This window comes from Paenibacillus aurantiacus, assembly GCF_042431225.1.
GTDB classification, from domain to species: Bacteria; Bacillota; Bacilli; order Paenibacillales; family Paenibacillaceae; genus Paenibacillus_Z; species Paenibacillus_Z aurantiacus.
Genome location: NZ_JBHMDO010000016.1, coordinates 1 through 17,487 on the forward strand (window position 1 = coordinate 1; position 17,487 = coordinate 17,487).

The window sequence follows — 17,487 nt, forward strand, 5'->3', positions numbered from 1 at the left end:
CGCAAATAGGTACTCCTCCATCAAACGGCGCAGCCTGTAAAGCTTAACCTAACAGCATTGCGGCGGAGGGGGAAGGGGGAGGGACCAACTAGGGGGAGGTAACTACAAGGGGCGAGGAAAAAAAGGGTTTGGACGGGCGAAGCCCTTATCGTCAGCTGGAGAGGCAGAGAGGAGAAGGCAAATGGAGCAACGCAAGGAGGAGAAGTCGCTTGTGTGGTATTTGCATCCGCTGCGGGTGCGTTACCAGGAGACCGACCAGATGGGGGTTGTCTTCCACGGCAATTATGCGACCTGGTTCGAGATCGGCCGGACGGAGCTCGTGCGGCATTTGGGCATTTCGTACAAGGAGATCGAGGCTGGCGGCTTGCTGCTGCCTGTCGTCGATCTCGCCTGCAAGTTTATCTTGCCGGCCAAATACGACGATACGGTGCTTGTCTGCACGGCAGTCGAACAATTCTCGCCGGTTCGCATTTCGTTCCGATCGGAGGTAAGGCGCGTCCCGGAGGAAGCGTGGCAAGGAAGACGCTTCGTAGGCGCGTTCCCGCCGGGCGAGCTGCTGGTGGAGGGCGGCACCAAGCACGTGTGGGTGAACGCGGAGTTTCGTCCGAGCCGGCTCGACAAAGCGATGCCGGCGCAATACGCCGCGCTTCAGCGGGCTGTGCGCGAAGAAGGAGGCGAGTAGCATGCTGAAATGGATCTTTGCGGCCATTATCATCATTCCCGCAATCGAGATGTGGGGCATTATTCAGATGGGCCACCTGATCGGGGGCTGGGCGACGTTCCTGCTCATTTTGATCACCGGTTTTGCCGGGGCGTATCTGTCGAAATCCGAGGGGCGCAAGGCTTTAACCGAGGTGCAGCGCCAAATTCAAAGTGGTCAGCCGCCGGGATTCGCCATGCTCGACGGCCTGTGCGTCCTCATCGGCGGGTTAATGCTGCTCATGCCGGGTTTTTTCACGGATATCGTCGGCATTACGCTGTTGTTCCCGCTCACGCGGCCGATTTACCGGAAGTTAATTTACCGGTTCATCGAGAAGCAGATCGGGCGGGGAACCTTTACGATTCGCAGGTGGTAATCCGTATGCATGCGAAGAGGGGCCGCTACTTGGCCCCCCGCATGATGTAGCTATAAATATCGCGGAACACGTTCGCCTTGTGAATGGCAGACAGAATCACGAGCGATACCGGACCGATGATGAGCCCGAAGACGCCGAACAGTTTTAAGCCCACGAACATGGCGATGAGCGTGGGAAGCGGGTCGAGTCCGACGCTGCTTGCGAGCACCTTGGGCTCGAGCATTTGGCGTGCGACCAGAATGACGGCGTATAGAATCGACAGGCCGATGCCGAGCGAGATGTCGCCGTAGATGAACGTATACGCGATCCACGGCACCATGGCGGCTCCAACCCCGAGGTAAGGGAGCAGGTCGACAAGGCCGATCAACAGGCCGATCGAGATGGCATATTCGACGTTCAGGATCATCAGCCCGGCGATGACGACGCAGGCGGTAATGGAGATCATGATGAATTGGGCTCGCAAGTAGCCGAACAGCGCCTTCTGCAGGTCGGTCCAGACGACCGAGGTCGATTGGCGGACGGTCTGCGGGAACCAGGACGACATCTTGGTCACGTGCCGGTACCAGTCCTTGCTGATGAAGAAGGCGGCCAAGAGCACGACCACGAGAATGGTGGCGACGTTCGGAAGCGAAGAGATCAGCGTGACAATACCGTTCAGGATGGACGTCAGGATCGCGGAGCTTTTGGATGCCACTAGATTGGCCGTATCGGATATCCGCGAATTGATCGTATCTTGGTAGTTGGGATTTTCTTTGTAAAAGGTGCTGAGCTTATCGATAAAATCCTGGATTTCCGGCGCGGCGATGAATTGCTCGAATTGACGTCTCCACCACTCGATCGTGCTGTTGAGCGATTTGGAGAGGTGGATGATCTCTACGACGATCCGCGTGACCAGCGCCGAGACGACCGTCAGCATCGCGGCTACGAACAGCAGCAGCGTAACGGTGACGCCGATCCAACGTGGGACTTTCCACTTGCGCTGCATGCCGGTGACGAGCGGATTGATGGCATAAGCGAGCAGCCAGCCGATTACAAATGGATACACGAGCGGCGTGACGTAGATAAGCAGCAGGATGGTTACGGCAAGTACGAACAGCACGAACAGCGCTCGCCAAAGCCGGCGTGAGGTGGTCCGATCCATGAGCTTCCCCCCGATTGTCGTCATACAACGATTGTAGCATTGCCGTCCAGACACGACCAAAATTGACAAAAAAACGGAGTAAACGCCTCTCGTTAACGTTCTCTTTACAATTCATTAACATGTCTCGAATATTCAGCCCTCATACTGGGACAGACTCATGTTTTTGCCAGTACGCAAGCAAGATTGATCGATAACGGAACGTGTTCTTAGGAGGATCATTGGAATGAACAGACCGCTGCCCCCGTATGTGAACCGCGATTTGAGCTGGATAGAGTTTAACCGCAGAGTGCTGGAAGAAGCGCAGGATGCCGATAATCCGCTGCTCGAGCGAGCCAAGTTCCTGGCGATCGTCTCCAGCAATCTCGACGAGTTTATGAGTGTTCGGATGGCAGGCATCCAGGATCAGATGAAGGCAGGATACACGAAGAAGGATTTTACCGGATATACGCCGGCCGGACTGTGGAAACGTTTGATTAAACGAGCAGGCAAGATGGTTCAAGACCAATACCGGACGTTCCGCGAAGTGATGCGCGGCTTGGCGAAGGAAGGCATCTGCTTCCGGAATATTAACGAGCTGAACGCCGCGCAGACGAAGGCGATCGACGACTATTTCTACGAAATCGTCTTTCCGGTGCTGACGCCGATGGCCGTCGATCAAAGCCGTCCGTTCCCCCTGCTGCATACGAGGGAGCTGTATTTGGCCGTGCTGCTGAACCAAGAGGATCAGCCGCCGGAAGAAGAGCCGTTCTTCGCGATCGTCCAGGTGCCGTCGATCTTGCAGCGCTTCGTCGTCGTGCCGGGGCGAACCGGCAGCAAGAAGTCGGAGTTCGTCCTGCTGGAAGATCTGATCGAACGCCACATCGATACTTTGTTCAATGGATACACGCCGATCGCGGTGCATCCGTTCCGGCTGACGCGCAACGCCGACTTGACGCTCAACGAAGAAGGCGCCGAGGATCTGCTGGAAGAGATCGAGAAGGAGCTCCGCCGCAGACGGTGGGGCATGCCGGTACGCGTGGAATACGCCAAGGGGATGCATCCGTACGCGCTGCAGCTGCTGAAGGAAGAGCTGGAGCTGTCCGATAACATGTTCGAAATCGACGGACCGCTCGATCTCAGCTTCCTCATGCGCTTCTCTAGCTCGCTGCCGGGATACGATTCGCTTCGTTTCGAGCGGATGGAGCCTGTATATCCGCAAGAATTCGAACATTCGGACGACATGTTCGCGGTGCTACGGCAGCAGGACGTGCTGACCTACCATCCCTACGAATCGTTCGAAGCCGTAAACGACTTCGTGACGGATGCCGCGCATGACCCGGACGTGCTCGCGATCAAAATGACGCTATACCGCGTAAGCGGCCAATCCGCGCTCGTGCAGGCACTGGCCAATGCGGCCGAGGAAGGCAAGCAAGTAACCGTCGTCGTGGAGCTGAAGGCGCGCTTCGACGAAGAGCGCAACATCGCTTGGGCCAGACAGCTGGAGAAGGCGGGCTGCCACGTCGTCTACGGTCTCGTCGGTCTTAAGACGCACGCCAAGATCCTGCTCGTCGTCCGGCGGGAGCAGCAGATGCTGCGCCGGTATGTACATGTGGGCACGGGCAACTACAACGACAATACGGCGAAGCTGTATACCGATTTCGGACTTTTCACCTCCCATCCGGTCATCGGGGCGGACGCTTCCGCGCTTTTCAACGAGATTACGGGCTACTCCTCGCCATATGAATGGAAAGCGTTCGGCGTCGCGCCGACGGACTTGAAGGAGAAGCTGTTCGAGCTGATCGACCGCGAGAAGGCGCACGCCGCGGAAGGACGCCCGGCTCGCATTATCGCCAAAATGAACAGCTTATCGCATCAGGAGATGATCGATAAGCTGTACGAGGCGTCGCAGGCGGGCGTGCGCATCGACCTGATCGTGCGCGGCGTCTGCTGTCTGCGCCCCGGCGTGCCGGGACAGAGCGAGAACATACGCGTCATCTCGATCGTCGACCGGTTCCTCGAGCACTCCCGCATTATGGTGTTCCACAATGGCGGCGAGGATGAAGTGTTTCTCTCCAGCGCCGACTGGATGACGCGTAACTTGACTCGTCGTATCGAGCTGCTCTGTCCGGTATTCGATTCGTCGCTTCGGCGCATGCTGCTGAATGTGATCGAGCTGAACTTGAACGATAACGTTAAAGCGCGGGAGCTGCTGCCGAGCGGAACTTACGTCCGGACGCCGCTTGAAGGCGATCCTCTGCGCAGCCAATTCGTCGCCAAGCGCATCCGCGTCTGGAAGCGCTAGGCGAGGAATGCACGTTCTAGCGGAAGTGCGGTATCGCCAGATGAGGCGTCAGTCCCCACACCTTCTTGAAGTCGTCGGCTAAGCCGTCGACTTCTTTGCGTTCCACGGCGAGCGCGCCTTCCGCGCGCGTGGCCGACAGCAGCAGCTTCGGTCCTTCGATCGCCACGTCCAGGCGGCCGATTGCCTGCGTCTCGCTGCGGTCGAGCGCGACCGCCAGCTGCAGCACCGTGCCGAGCAGCGAGATCAGCTGCACGTCGTGCTCATCCAGAATCGGGCGGAAGGAGGCGGCGAGCAGCTTGGCCCGGTTCCGGCTCTTATAGGAGGCAATGGCCGCGCAGATGAGCAGCTCGCGGTGCGATAACCCCCACAGCTGTGAATTGATCATCAGATAGAAGGTATGCTTGGCGTATTCGTAATAGTCGATGCTCGCGCCAATCCGGAACAGCGACGAGGCGGTATCCAGCCACAGTCTGGCCCGCTCGGGCAACGGCTGGACAAGGCGAAGCGACTCCAGCAGCTGCAGTGCGGTCCGGTTCACTTGCGCGACATGCTGTCTGGGCATGGCGGGATGGAGGGCGGCCAGATTGCCGACGCTGTAGGCTAGCACGTCGGATTGCCTGGGCTGCTCGGGAAATCGCGTATCGTAGAACAGGCCGTCCCTAAGCCCCGTCCCGCAGACGACGTAGTGGGAGGAGCGGGCCACCTTGCCGAGCACGCGCGCAATGGCGATCCCGGGCACGATAATATCGACCCGGTCTTTGGACAAGCCCGGCAGCTTGCGGCGCTTATCCAGCGGCAGCTTGCGCGTCTGTTCGAACAAGTCGTCGACCTCGGCGGCGGGGATCGGATAATTGTGATGGCTCTGGAACGCATACTTCACGTGGGCTTGGTGGACTTTGCCTAGCGCGCGGATCGTGCCCCCGACGCCGACGAGCGGCAGGTCCGGCGACCAGCTGATCCAGGGCTCCTTGCTCACGGCGTCTTCCACGTAGGCTTCCAGCGCGCGCAAGTCCTCGTCCTGCAGCACGCCCTTCGGGGCGAAGCGGCGGGTGAGATTGACGCAGCCGAATGGGAACGAGACGGATTGCACCAGCGTGCGGTCGCGGAACAGCGAGACTTCGGTGCTGCCGCCGCCGATATCGATGAGGAAGCCGTCCGTAATATCCATCGAATTAATCATGCCAAGGAAGCCGTAGGCGGCTTCTTCTTCGCCGGTGAGGAGTTCAACCTTCAAGCCGGCTTCGGCTTCAATGCGCCGCAGCACGTCTGCGCGGTTGGCGGCGTTGCGGATCGCGGCCGTCGCGACCGTGCGAATATAGCCGGTGCGGTGATGCGCGCAGATAAGCCGGAAGTGGTTCATCATATCGACTAAGTCGGAGATGGCGCCTTCCGGGACATTGCCGCGCTCGTCGATTTGCTCGGATAGTCTTGCCGCCCGCTTGCTGCCATCGATGACGCGATGAGCGCCGTGCGACGTCCGTTCGTAGACGACCAGGCGAATGGAGTTCGAGCCGATGTCGATGATGCCGATGCGTTGTTCCGTCATGTGTGCCTCCGGTCGGGATAATTTGATCGTATGGTCTGTTCAGTTTTTGCCATGCCAACATTTTACCACTACTCGCATGCCGCTTAAAGAAGGCGCCGTTCTAGGATTTGAATAGGCGGAATTGTCGTTTATTCACAAGCTGCGATTTTTTTGGAGCGCCGCGGGAGACGCGTGTATTTTGTCCAAACATGAGGCAAACTGAGTCAGTATGGTTATATACCCGCACCGCTTCGGGGGAATCAAACGTCCGTGCGGGAAACAACAATATTTTTTGATGACGGCGATAAAGCATTTTTATGTCCGATTTTGTTCACTTCCCTGTCAAAATCCGATATGATTGAAGGGACGATTCGGATTAAAATTCCAATTATTGTTCAATTGTTGCCGCAAGGATACCCGAATTAAAGGAGAGAGAAAGATGACAGCAACCAAAGGTCTGGAAGGCATCGTCGCCACGACATCGTCCATCAGCTCCATTGTTGACGGCGTGCTGACGTATCGCGGGATCGATATTGACGATCTGGCAGAGAACGCTTCCTTTGAAGAAGTCGCATATTTACTCTGGTACGGCAAGCTTCCGACGCAGTCCGAATTGGACGGCCTGGTGAAGCAACTGGGCGAATATGCTGCGATTCCGTCGCAAGTCATCGAACAGCTTAAGCTGTATCCGAAGGACACGAACACGATGGCGGCGCTGCGCACGGCAATCTCGAGTCTGGCGTTGTATGACGAATCCGCGCAGGACATGTCGCCTGAGGCGAATTTGAAGAAAGCGGTCAAGCTGCAGGCGCAGCTGCCGACGATCGTGGCTGCTTTCGCGCGCATCCGTGAAGGCAAGGAGCCTATCGCTCCGAAGTCCGGCGTATCCGTAGCGCACAACTTCCTCTATATGCTGACCGGACAAGAACCGGACCAGGTTGCGGTGAAGGCGCTCGACCAAGCACTCGTGCTTCACGCCGATCATGAGTTGAACGCGTCCACATTCGCGGCTCGCGTTACCGTCGCAACGCTCTCCGATATCTACTCCGGCGTTACGTCCGCGATCGGCGCGCTTAAAGGTCCGCTGCACGGCGGCGCGAACGAAGCGGTTATGGTGATGCTCGAGGAAATCGGATCGTTCGACAAGGTTGAATCGACGATTAATGAGAAGCTCGCCAACAAAGAGAAAATCATGGGCTTCGGCCACCGCGTCTACAAGAACGGCGACCCGCGCGCGAAGCATCTGCAGAAGATGTCCCGCGAATTGGGCAAGCTGACCGGGAACATGGAGCTGTACGAGATGTCGGTGAAGATCGAAGAACTCGTTACAGGCCAGAAGGGTCTCAAGCCTAATGTAGACTTCTACTCCGCTTCCGTATATACTACGCTTGGCATCGCGCGCGACCTGTTCACGCCAATCTTCGCCATCAGCCGCGTATCGGGATGGACAGCCCACATTCTCGAGCAATACGAGAACAACCGTCTTATCCGTCCGCGCGCCGAATACACGGGGCCGGTGAACCAGAAGGTTACGCCGATCGCCGAGCGGCAATAGACAAAGCAGGCGCATCCCGATACGGCACCTCGATTCATGAGACGTGCCGCCTCGGAGCATGCCCGGCTTTTGCTTACATACCGCTTCACGTGGAGGGTGTCTGCGCATCGGGCGAGGAGCCTGGGCCGCGGACACCCGTCATGCTGTGATCGCCGCTATTCATCTCTACTATATTGAAGGAGGAATTCTACTCATGAAACTCGAGAAATTTGCGCTTCCAACTGAAGGCGAGAAAATTACGATCGACAACGGCGTCCTGCAAGTACCAAGCAATCCGATCATCCCGTTCATCGAAGGCGATGGCACGGGCCGCGATATCTGGAAAGCTTCCAAGCGCGTACTGGACGCTGCTGTAGAGAAAGCGTACAACGGCGAGAAGAAAATCGCATGGTACGAAGTGTTCGCCGGCGAGAAAGCATTCAACACATATGGCGAATGGCTGCCTAACGACACGCTTGAAGCGATCCGCGAATACATCGTTGCGATCAAAGGCCCGCTGACGACGCCAATCGGCGGCGGCATCCGTTCCCTGAACGTTGCGCTGCGTCAAGAGCTTGACCTGTACGTGTGCCTGCGTCCTGTCCGCTACTTCAACGGCGTACCTTCCCCGGTTAAGCGCCCTGAACTCGTGAACATGGTCATCTTCCGCGAGAACACGGAAGACATTTATGCAGGTATCGAGTACAAAGAAGGCTCCGCGGAAGTGAAGAAAGTGATCGAGTTCCTCCAGAACGAGATGGGCGCGAACAAAATTCGCTTCCCGGAAACTTCCGGTATCGGCATCAAGCCTGTATCGGCAGAAGGTTCGAAGCGTCTGGCGCGCGCCGCAATCGAATATGCACTGAAACACGGCCGCAAATCGCTGACGCTCGTTCACAAAGGCAACATCATGAAATTCACCGAAGGCGCGTTCAAGAACTGGGGCTACGAAGTGGCCGAGCAAGAGTTCGCGGAGCAAACCTTCACATGGGGTCAATACGACCGCATTAAAGAAGAGCAAGGCGTGGACGCGGCGAACAAAGCGCAAGCGGAAGCGGAAGCAGCCGGCAAGCTGATCGTGAAAGACGCAATCGCCGACATCGCCCTGCAGCAAGTACTTACACGTCCGACCGACTTCGACGTCATCGCGACGCTGAACCTGAACGGCGACTACCTGTCCGACGCCCTGGCTGCGCAAGTTGGCGGCATCGGCATCGCGCCAGGCGCGAACATTAACTACCTGACGGGACACGCCATCTTCGAAGCGACGCACGGCACTGCGCCTAAGTATGCGGACAAAGACGTCGTGAACCCAGGTTCCGTTATCCTCTCCGGCGTTATGCTCCTCGAGCACCTGGGCTGGCAGGAAGCGGCTGACCTGATCTACAAAGGCATGGAAACGTCGATCAACAACAAAACGGTCACGTATGACTTCGCTCGTCTGATGGAAGGCGCGACCGAAGTGAAGTGCTCCGAGTTCGCAGACCAAATCATCGCGAACCTGTAATCGTACGCACATAAGGGTGAGCGTTCAAAAAGTCGACGATTCAGCACCGAGAAGGTGGCGAGAAGGCGAAGAGGGAGGAGCGGAGTTTAGGCAAACCTAAATGAGCGCCGGACTTCAAGCCTGACCGCCAGATTCGATGCGTAATTTACGCCTTGATATGCTTCGTGATCAATTGGCGACTTTTTGAACAACCTCTATTAGTTTAAAAGCCAAGTCATCTGCCCCATACTGACTAACGTAATTCGGTTGTACTTGCCGGGAAACGCGCGTCTGCATGGGGCAGACGTTTTTGTACGCAACCCTTTACAATATGGACATTGGAGGTTCGTGATATGGCGATTAAACGTAACAAGATTACTGTGGTCGGCGCAGGCTTCACCGGCGCCACGACGGCGCTTATGCTGGCGCAGAAGGAACTCGGCGACGTCGTGCTGGTCGACATCCCGCAGCTGGAGAACCCGACGAAGGGCAAGGCGCTCGACATGCTGGAATCGACGCCGGTCCAAGGCATCGACGCCCGCATCACAGGGACGAGCGATTATGCCGACACGAAAGGCTCTGAGGTGGTCATCATCACGGCGGGCATCGCGCGCAAGCCGGGGATGAGCCGCGACGATCTCGTGAACACGAACGCGGGCATCGTCAAGTCCGTCTGCGAGAACATTAAGACGACGAGCCCCGACGCATACGTCATCATCCTTTCGAACCCGGTTGATGCCATGACATACGTGGCATACAACGCGCTTGGATTTCCGAAGAACCGCGTGATCGGCCAGTCCGGCGTGCTCGACACGGCGCGCTACTGTACGTTCATCGCGCAGGAGCTGAACGTGTCGGTCGAAGACGTGCGCGGCTTCGTGCTCGGCGGCCATGGCGACGACATGGTGCCGCTCGTCCGGTATTCCAACGTCGGCGGCATTCCGATCGAGAAGCTGATTCCGGCCGACCGGATCGAAGCGATCGTGCAGCGCACACGCGTCGGCGGCGGCGAGATCGTTAATCTGCTCGGCAACGGCTCCGCGTACTACGCGCCGGCCGCATCGCTCGTCCAGATGACCGAGGCGATCTTGAAGGACAAGAAGCGGATCTTGCCGGTCATCGCGCTGCTCCAGGGCGAATACGGCTACGACAACCTCTTCATGGGCGTACCGGTCATTCTCGGCGGCGACGGCATCGAGAAGGTGTTCGAGCTGGAGCTGACGGAGGACGAGAAGGCGGCTCTGGAGAAATCCGCCAATTCCGTTCGCAGCGTCATTCAGGTTGTAACAGGCGCATAGTTCCACTATACTCATGAAGTACATGGGACCCCGGCGGGATGAACCGTCAGGGTCCTTTTTGCCTGATACGGGAGGGGGAAACACGATGATGGAAGAAGCCCAGCGGCTGCTCAAGCAGGTATACGGGTACGATGCGTTCCGCAAGGGACAGAGCGAAATTATTAGCGGCATCTTGGGGAGCAGCGATACGCTGGCGATTCTGCCGACGGGCGGAGGGAAGTCGATCTGCTATCAGCTTCCGGCGCTCATGCTGCCGGGGACGACGATCGTCGTCTCGCCGCTCATCTCGCTGATGAAGGACCAGGTCGATGCGCTGACGCGTCTCGGCGTGCCGGCTGCCTATTTGAACAGCTCGCTGGACGCCGCGACCTACCGGGAAGTCATGCGCGGCTTGACGCAGGGCGCCTATAAACTATTGTACGTTGCGCCGGAGAGGCTCGACGGCACGATGTTCGAATCGCTCGCCAGCCAGCTCCAAATCCCGCTCATCGCGATCGACGAGGCGCACTGCGTCTCGCAATGGGGGCACGATTTCCGGCCGAGCTACCGCCAACTCGCGCATTGGATCGGCCGGCTGGAGCACCGGCCGCCGGTAGCGGCCTTCACGGCGACGGCGACGCCGGAGGTATCCCGCGATATCGCGGACATGCTCGGCCTGCGGGAGCCGAACGTATTCGTCACCGGGTTCGCCCGGACGAACCTGTCGCTGTCCGTCGTGACCGGGGTGGACAAGCGTAAATTTCTACGAGACTTCCTCCGCCAGCGGCAGGATCAGTCCGGCATCATCTACGCGGCGACGCGCAAGGAAGTCGAAGAAGTATGCTCGGATCTGCAGAAGCTCGGCCTTGCGGCGGATAAGTACCATGGCGGCTTGTCGGATCATGAGCGTGCTTCCGCGCAGGAGAAATTCCGGTTCGACGACATCCGGATCATGGTCGCGACGAACGCCTTCGGCATGGGGATCGACAAGCCCAACGTCCGCTTCGTCGTCCATTGGCAGATGCCGAGCGATGTCGAGTCGTATTACCAAGAGGCGGGACGCGCGGGACGCGACGGCGAAGAGAGCGACTGCTTGCTCATGTTCGAGCCGCAGGATGTACAGGTGCAGCGGTTCCTGATCGAACGCGGCACCCAGGATCCGCAGCGGCGGTCGATCCAGTCGGCGAAGCTGTACACGATGATGCATTTCGCCCGGACGGACCGCTGCCTGCTGCAATATATCGTCAGCTACTTCGGCGAGGCGGACGTGACGCCGTGCGGCAAATGCAGCAACTGCCTGGATCAAAGCGAGAAGGTCGACATGACGGAAGAGGCGCGCAAGGCACTGTCGTGCGTTGGCCGGTTGAAGGGGCGTTTTGGCGTGACGATGGCGGCCAAAGTGCTCAAAGGCTCCAGGGACAAGCGTCTGCTCGAGCTAGGCTTGGACCGCCAGTCCACGTACGGGCTATTCTCGAATTGGGCGGAGAAAGAAATTTCCGATTGGCTGTACTGGCTCGTGGCCGAAGGCTACATGCGGATTAGCGACGGCGAATATCCGACCGTATCGCTCGCGCAGGAGGCGCTGCCGGTGCTCGAGGGCAGCAAGACGGTCCTGCGCAAGCGGAGCACGGCGGCCAAGCGCCGCGCATCTGGTCCGTCAGTCGCGAACTCGCCGCTGTTCGAAGCGCTTCGGGAATGGCGCAGGCAGACCGCGGCCAAGGAGCATGTGCCGCCGTTCATGCTGTTCTTCGACGCGGCGCTGCGCGAGATCGCGGATGTCGCGCCGGCGAACAGCGAACAGCTGCTCGGCGTGAAGGGCGTCGGGGAAGCGAAGGTGCGCAAGTACGGCTTCGAGGTGCTGGAGATCGTGCGGAGATTCCGGGAAGGCGGGGCAGGTGCGGTTTCGGACGGGCTGGCAAGTGGTTCGTTCGATACGGCCAACCAGCGTGAAGGCGCTGAAGGCGGGCCGGATGCCCAGGGGCAAGCGGACTTGGCAGACCGGGCGGTGGCCACGCTTTCCGGAGCGTCGGCTACATCTGTACCAACGCCTCCGGACGATGAGTCTGCCGCTCTGCTCGAAGAGAATGCTGAACTGCCAAGCCACTACCAGTCGCTGGCGCTGCTGCAGGCAGGACGCTCGCTATCGGATATCGCCGCCCTGCGGGACATGAGCCGTGTCACGGTCGAGAATCATATCATTCGGTGCGCGGAAGAGGGCGAAGAGGTCGATTGGCGGCAATTCTTCTCGGAGGAGCAGGAGAGACTCATTCTGGCGGCTGCGCAGGAAGCTGGCGCGGACAAGCTGCGGCCGATCAAGGATTTGCTGCCGGAGGAGATCGATTATTTCGCGATTAAGGCCGTGTTGACGAAGCAGAAGTTGACGGCGAATCAAGCGTGATTGCTTTGAAAACTAAGCTTTCTTTAGTATAATTATGGGGATTGTGCATTAGAGGCATGAAGGTGCCTATTACCACTCAGGAGGAAATGCAATGTTTAAAATTATGTTGTTGCTGCACGTTATCGGCGCGGCGGGGATGGGCTTCTATCTCGTGCTGCCGACGCTCGTCAGCCGGGCTTCCAAGCTGGCTGGAGCCGGACAAGCCGGTCTGGCGGAAGGGCTTGTCTCCGCGAACCGCATCGCCCAATACTTCCTTGTTCTGCAGCTGCTTACGGGCGGATACTTGATGTCGCAGGGCGATTACGCCGTCATCTGGATGATCATTATTACGCTGCTGTTCTTGGCGATCGCCGCGCTCGGCGGCATCATCACGAAGCCGCTCAAACGCATCGCGATCGAGATTCAATCCGGCAGCAGCGCATCGGCGCACATCGCCAAAGCGCGCGTGCTGAGCATCGTCGTGCTGGTGCTGTACCTGGTGATCATCTACTTCATGAAATATCCGATTCTGAAAGACTAATAACGCCGTTCTAATAGGGAGAGTTCGAGGATGCAATCACCGGATTTGCTCACGTTTGGAGAGACAATGGCGCTGTTCATGTCGCCTGAATATCGGGGTTTGGAAGGCGCGGCCTCACTGGAGCAGAGCTTCGGCGGCGCGGAGAGCAACGTCGCGATCGGCGCGGCGCGCCTTGGCTGCGCGGTCGGCTGGTTCGGCGCGCTCGGGCAGGACCCGTTCGGCAGCACAATTCTGAAGCGGGTGCGCGGCGAAGGCGTCGACGTGTCCCGCGCCCGGCTGGTCGAGGGAGAGTCGACGGGGCTCATGTTCCGCGAGACCGTGGCAGGCAAGCTGGCCGTCCATTATTACCGCAAGCATTCCGCGGCAAGCCGGATGCGCCCGGAGGATTTGGATTTGGATTACATCCGGGGATGCAAGCTGCTGCACGTCACGGGCATCACGCTCGCGATTAGCGAGAGCGCGCGCCGCACGGTGCTTGCGGCGGTAGCCGCGGCGAAAGAGGCGGGCGTGAAGGTCAGCTTCGATCCGAACCTGCGGCTGAAGCTGTGGACGATCGAGGAGGCCCGAGATGTGGTGCTGCCCCTTGCTGAGCAAGCGGACTACTTCCTGCCAGGCTGGGACGAGCTTCGGTTGTTGTATGATACGGATGATTACGAGCAAGTGAAAGAGAAGCTTGCCGCGCTGTCTGCCGTCACCGTCATTAAAGGCGTCGGCGACACAACCGTCGTGCTTGAGGATGGCAAGGAGACGAGCGTACCGTTCTATCCAGCCGATCAGGTGATCGATACGGTTGGTGCGGGCGATGGCTTCTGCGCAGGCTTCCTGGCGGGCATTCTGCAAGGGAAGAGCCCGACGGAAGCGGTCAGAATCGGCAGCATCAACGGCTCGCTCGTCGTGCAGATGCGCGGCGACTGGGAAGCGCTGCCAGAGTGGAGCGCCGTCGAGCGCCGATTGCAAGGACAAGGCTGGGTGGAACGTTAAATGACGATGGATGCGCAGGCTTCCAAAGGCAGACGCCGGCGGGAGCAGATCATGAACGTGCTGAAGCGCCAAGGCCGCATCACCATTCCGGAGGTGGTCGAGCGCTTCGGCGTATCCGAAGCGACTGCCCGCCGCGACCTGGAGATGATGGAGAAGACCGAACCGGTCATCCGGACGATCGGCGGCGCGATGTACGACGGCATGAACGCGGTGCGCGAACTTCCTTTCGCGGAGAAAGAAGGACTGTCTTACCTCGAGAAGGAGCGGATCGCGGCGGCGGCCGCCTCGCTCATCGAAGAGGGCGACGTCGTTGGGTTATCCGGGGGCACGACGAATTATTTGCTCGCGAAGATGCTGAAGACCAGGCGGGGTATCACGGTCGTCACCAATGCGGTGAACGTCGCGATGGAGCTGGCCGGAAGCGAGATCGGCGTCGTTGTGACCGGCGGCATGATGCGGCACAACAGCTTCGAGCTGTGCGGTCCGCTCGGCGAAGGCATGATCAGCCAGCTGAACATCGGCAAGATGTTTCTCGGCGTGGACGGCGTCTCGTCGACGAGCGGCATTACGACGTATTCCGAGCAGGAAGCGCATATCGCCAAGGCGATGATTCGCCGGGCGCAAGCGACATACGCGATGTTCGACCATACGAAGGTCGGCCGAACTTCCCTGTTCTCGATCGCGTCGATAGCGGAGCTGCAGGGGTTCATCACCGATGCGCCGCTGCCGCATCATCTGGAGTCGGCCGCGCGGCTGCACGGCATTAGCGTGCATGTGGTTGAATAAAGGGCTTCGCCCCTTTTACTCCACATTTATTGCCTCCTCCCCCTTCCCCCTCCGCTGAGGGGAACCAAGCATATGCTTCCGAAGTGCGCTTTCCGTTGGAAAACGCTCAGACTTCGCCCTCTGGACACCCTTCTTCGAGCAGCAACCATTGTTCGCGGTCGGCGGGGTGGCTTAAGCGTGGCACGCTTTTGTCCTCTCGGACAAGGCTTCAGTGGGTTTTGAAGGGAATCCTAGGACATAAGCCTGTAGACTATGGGCTACGTGTGGCTTCACCTGAACGTTTCCCCTTAACCTCTAACAAGAATAAAGACCATGAGATTCGCCGTAAGGGCGTCGCTCATGGTCTTTCTTTTTGTCGTTGTAGGCGCAAGACGGGTTCAGCCCTCCCACATATGCGGGATGCTAGTCACCTGAATACACTTCGCAGCCTCTCACCCAGGTGCGGCGGATGTTGAAGTCGGCATCGGTCCAGACGAGGTCGGCCCGTTTGCCGCTCGCGATCGAGCCTGTCCGGTCGGCGATGCCGAGCAGTTGCGCCGGATTGCCGCTGGCGAGACGGCTGACCTCCGCGGGCGTGAGCTTCGTGTTGCTGAGCATGAAGCGGAACGCGTTCATCATCGTCAGCGTGCTGCCGGCCAGATTGCCGCCTTCCGCGAGGCGTGCGATGCCGTCCTTGACGATGACGGGCAGGCCGCCGAGATCGTAGTCGCCGTCGCTGAGGCCGGCTGCCGAGATCGCGTCCGAGACGAGCAGCACTTTATCCGCGGGCTTCGCGCGCAGCAGCACGTCGATGGCGGCCGGATGGACATGTTGGCCGTCCGCGATGATCTCCGCACTGATCGTATCGGTTGTCAGGACGCCGCCAAGCGTGCCGGGTTCGCGGTGATGGAGGCCGCGCATCGCGTTGTAGGTGTGCACCGCATGCCGCAAGCCGTGCTCTGCCGCGCCTTTAATCTCTTCATACAGCGCGTCGGTATGGCCGCAAGCCGCAACGATGCCGTTATCAGTCAGCCAGCGGATCGTCTCGTACGCGCCTTCCTTCTCGGGTGCGAGCGTCATCATCTTGATAATCTGCGGATACACCACGGTCCAGCGCTTCAGCCATTCCGTATGCGGCGGTACGATGTAAGCGGGGTTCTGGGCGCCGGACCACTTCTCGCTAATGAACGGGCCTTCGAGATGGACGCCGAGCAGCGACGCATACGGCATCACGCCTTCCCGGTATGCGGCAGCAGTCTTGACGACGGCCTCAAGCGCTTCAGGCGATTGCGTGACCGTCGTGGCCAACATGCCGGTCGTACCGTGGGAAGCGTGGAATTTCGTGATCGTATCGAAGGCTTCCGGCGTCGCATCCATGAAATCGGCGCCATAGCCGCCGTGCACGTGCACATCGATAAAGCCGGGCAGCAGCCAGCCGCCTTCGCCGTCAATATAAGGGGCATCGGCTTGATGGGCCGGCCGTTCTGCCGACACGTCGGTCGGGGAGACGGCCGTGATCGCGCCGTCTTCGACGACGACCTCGCCTTCGAACGTTGCGCCGTCCGCAACGATATGAACGTTACCGATTCGCCATGCTTGGGATTTGGACATCATGCAGCAACCTCCCTGCTTCTTGGTCAAGCAGGACAATGACGTTCGCGTGCGTTTGCAGCAGCGAGGCCGGGACCTCTGTCGTGATCGGACCTTGCAGCGCGCGTTTGACGATCTCGGCCTTGTCGGCGCCTTTGACGACGAGCAGAATCGTCTTCGCTTTCAGAATCGAACCGACGCCCATCGTGATCGCTTGCTTCGGCACGTCATCCATTGAGGCGAAGAAACGCGCATTCGCTTCCAGCGTTTCTTTCTGAAGATCGACGATATGCGTGCCGGCGTGCAGCTCGCGGTCCGGCTCGTTGAAGCCGATGTGGCCGTTATGGCCAAGACCGAGCAGCTGAATGTCGACCTGGCGGGACAAAAGCATCCCATCGTAACGCGCGCACTCCGCGGCGGGATCGGCGGCCAGACCGTTCGGAAGATACGTCCGTTCCGCCGGAATGTCGATGTGGCGGAACAGATGGTGGTTCATGAAATAGGCGTAGCTTTGCTCGTTCTCGCGCGGCAGGCCGACGTATTCGTCCAGGTTATAGGTCGTTGCGTCCTTGAACGTCACTTGTCCTTTGTTGTAGCTGTCTACTATTTTTTCATAAATGCCGATCGGTGTCGAGCCGGTTGCAAGGCCCAGCACGGCGTCCGGCTTGACGCTTAGCAATTCGACGAACAGCCCAGCCGCGTACTGGTCCAGTTCTTCTCGGGTGTCGAACAAGCGGATAATCATAGGTATACCTCCTAAGGAATGGGTCGTTGCATGTATGCGTAATATTCAGATGAAATGCAAAGTTAATACCTTTATTGTAATAGATCAAGATCGAGATAACAATAAAAATGATTATAAAAATCACAAAAATGATCATTACAATCATATGTGTCATAATGATGAACATGA

Annotated in this window: 14 protein-coding genes; 10 read left to right on the forward strand and 4 right to left on the reverse strand. The window is 58.7% G+C overall.

Annotated elements, in window-relative coordinates; genetic code table 11:
* Nucleotides 1–181 precede the first annotated feature (181 nt).
* Both ACFFSY_RS08700 and ACFFSY_RS08705 read left to right on the forward strand, forming a co-directional pair.
* Nucleotides 182–682, forward strand: coding sequence for an acyl-CoA thioesterase (locus ACFFSY_RS08700; protein ID WP_377492855.1), 501 nt, complete (start codon nt 182–184; stop codon nt 680–682).
* A gap of 1 nt (nt 683) precedes the next feature.
* Entirely contained in the window at nt 684–1,076 is a 393-nt protein-coding gene (locus tag ACFFSY_RS08705; RefSeq protein WP_377492857.1) for an FxsA family protein, read from the forward strand.
* A gap of 25 nt (nt 1,077–1,101) precedes the next feature.
* On the opposite strand, the gene ytvI is transcribed toward ACFFSY_RS08705, so the two are convergent.
* The gene (gene ytvI / locus ACFFSY_RS08710) at nt 1,102–2,217 is read right to left on the reverse strand and encodes a sporulation integral membrane protein YtvI (protein WP_377492859.1); all 1,116 of its coding nucleotides are present in this window, start codon (nt 2,215–2,217) and stop codon (nt 1,102–1,104) included.
* Between the two features lie 223 nt (nt 2,218–2,440).
* On the opposite strand from ytvI, the gene ppk1 reads away from it, so the two are divergent.
* Nucleotides 2,441–4,498 (forward strand): polyphosphate kinase 1, encoded by a 2,058-nt coding sequence (gene ppk1 / locus ACFFSY_RS08715; RefSeq protein ID WP_377492861.1) that lies wholly within the window; start codon nt 2,441–2,443, stop codon nt 4,496–4,498.
* 16 nt (nt 4,499–4,514) lie between these two features.
* Here the strand turns inward: ppk1 and ACFFSY_RS08720 are convergent, their stop codons facing one another.
* Nucleotides 4,515–6,044 carry a Ppx/GppA phosphatase family protein gene (locus tag ACFFSY_RS08720; RefSeq protein ID WP_377492863.1) on the reverse strand — a complete coding sequence of 510 codons (1,530 nt, stop codon included), beginning with the start codon at nt 6,042–6,044 and terminating at the stop codon, nt 4,515–4,517.
* Nucleotides 6,045–6,462: 418 nt separating this feature from the next.
* Here ACFFSY_RS08720 and citZ point away from each other — a divergent pair, with 418 nt between their 5' ends.
* From citZ to ACFFSY_RS08755, 7 genes are all read left to right on the forward strand, one after another.
* Nucleotides 6,463–7,578: a citrate synthase gene (gene citZ / locus ACFFSY_RS08725; RefSeq protein ID WP_377492865.1), complete on the forward strand. Its 1,116-nt coding sequence runs from the start codon at nt 6,463–6,465 to the stop codon at nt 7,576–7,578.
* A 193-nt stretch (nt 7,579–7,771) separates the two neighbouring features.
* On the forward strand, nt 7,772–9,064 hold the full coding sequence (gene icd, locus ACFFSY_RS08730) for an NADP-dependent isocitrate dehydrogenase (RefSeq protein ID WP_377492867.1): 1,293 nt from the start codon (nt 7,772–7,774) through the stop codon (nt 9,062–9,064).
* Nucleotides 9,065–9,396: 332 nt separating this feature from the next.
* The gene (gene mdh, locus ACFFSY_RS08735) at nt 9,397–10,341 is read left to right on the forward strand and encodes a malate dehydrogenase (RefSeq protein WP_377492869.1); all 945 of its coding nucleotides are present in this window, start codon (nt 9,397–9,399) and stop codon (nt 10,339–10,341) included.
* An 85-nt stretch (nt 10,342–10,426) separates the two neighbouring features.
* Nucleotides 10,427–12,718 carry a DNA helicase RecQ gene (gene recQ, locus ACFFSY_RS08740; RefSeq protein ID WP_377492871.1) on the forward strand — a complete coding sequence of 764 codons (2,292 nt, stop codon included), beginning with the start codon at nt 10,427–10,429 and terminating at the stop codon, nt 12,716–12,718.
* A gap of 91 nt (nt 12,719–12,809) precedes the next feature.
* Nucleotides 12,810–13,238, forward strand: coding sequence for a hypothetical protein (locus ACFFSY_RS08745; protein ID WP_377492873.1), 429 nt, complete (start codon nt 12,810–12,812; stop codon nt 13,236–13,238).
* Nucleotides 13,239–13,268: 30 nt separating this feature from the next.
* Nucleotides 13,269–14,219 (forward strand): sugar kinase, encoded by a 951-nt coding sequence (locus ACFFSY_RS08750; protein ID WP_377492875.1) that lies wholly within the window; start codon nt 13,269–13,271, stop codon nt 14,217–14,219.
* A gap of 6 nt (nt 14,220–14,225) precedes the next feature.
* Complete coding sequence (locus tag ACFFSY_RS08755) at nt 14,226–15,005, forward strand: DeoR/GlpR family DNA-binding transcription regulator (RefSeq protein ID WP_377492939.1); 780 nt, start codon at nt 14,226–14,228, stop codon at nt 15,003–15,005.
* Between the two features lie 402 nt (nt 15,006–15,407).
* Here the strand turns inward: ACFFSY_RS08755 and nagA are convergent, their stop codons facing one another.
* Together nagA and nagB are read right to left on the reverse strand one after the other, a co-directional pair.
* Entirely contained in the window at nt 15,408–16,595 is a 1,188-nt protein-coding gene (gene nagA, locus ACFFSY_RS08760) for an N-acetylglucosamine-6-phosphate deacetylase (protein WP_377492941.1), read from the reverse strand.
* On the reverse strand, nt 16,564–17,319 hold the full coding sequence (gene nagB, locus ACFFSY_RS08765; protein ID WP_377492877.1) for a glucosamine-6-phosphate deaminase: 756 nt from the start codon (nt 17,317–17,319) through the stop codon (nt 16,564–16,566). The genes nagA and nagB overlap by 32 nt, the downstream gene beginning before the upstream one ends.
* Nucleotides 17,320–17,487: the final 168 nt, after the last annotated feature.

What these genes read in the sequence shown, in the direction of transcription:
- ACFFSY_RS08700 (WP_377492855.1), top strand. Translation starts at nt 182, where the DNA reads ATGGAGCAACGCAAGGAGGAGAAGTCGCTTGTGTGGTATTTGCATCCG.
- ACFFSY_RS08705 (WP_377492857.1), top strand. Translation starts at nt 684, where the DNA reads ATGCTGAAATGGATCTTTGCGGCCATTATCATCATTCCCGCAATCGAG.
- ytvI (WP_377492859.1), bottom strand. Translation starts at nt 2,217, where the DNA reads ATGGATCGGACCACCTCACGCCGGCTTTGGCGAGCGCTGTTCGTGCTG.
- ppk1 (WP_377492861.1), top strand. Translation starts at nt 2,441, where the DNA reads ATGAACAGACCGCTGCCCCCGTATGTGAACCGCGATTTGAGCTGGATA.
- ACFFSY_RS08720 (WP_377492863.1), bottom strand. Translation starts at nt 6,044, where the DNA reads ATGACGGAACAACGCATCGGCATCATCGACATCGGCTCGAACTCCATT.
- citZ (WP_377492865.1), top strand. Translation starts at nt 6,463, where the DNA reads ATGACAGCAACCAAAGGTCTGGAAGGCATCGTCGCCACGACATCGTCC.
- icd (WP_377492867.1), top strand. Translation starts at nt 7,772, where the DNA reads ATGAAACTCGAGAAATTTGCGCTTCCAACTGAAGGCGAGAAAATTACG.
- mdh (WP_377492869.1), top strand. Translation starts at nt 9,397, where the DNA reads ATGGCGATTAAACGTAACAAGATTACTGTGGTCGGCGCAGGCTTCACC.
- recQ (WP_377492871.1), top strand. Translation starts at nt 10,427, where the DNA reads ATGATGGAAGAAGCCCAGCGGCTGCTCAAGCAGGTATACGGGTACGAT.
- ACFFSY_RS08745 (WP_377492873.1), top strand. Translation starts at nt 12,810, where the DNA reads ATGTTTAAAATTATGTTGTTGCTGCACGTTATCGGCGCGGCGGGGATG.
- ACFFSY_RS08750 (WP_377492875.1), top strand. Translation starts at nt 13,269, where the DNA reads ATGCAATCACCGGATTTGCTCACGTTTGGAGAGACAATGGCGCTGTTC.
- ACFFSY_RS08755 (WP_377492939.1), top strand. Translation starts at nt 14,226, where the DNA reads ATGGATGCGCAGGCTTCCAAAGGCAGACGCCGGCGGGAGCAGATCATG.
- nagA (WP_377492941.1), bottom strand. Translation starts at nt 16,595, where the DNA reads ATGTCCAAATCCCAAGCATGGCGAATCGGTAACGTTCATATCGTTGCG.
- nagB (WP_377492877.1), bottom strand. Translation starts at nt 17,319, where the DNA reads ATGATTATCCGCTTGTTCGACACCCGAGAAGAACTGGACCAGTACGCG.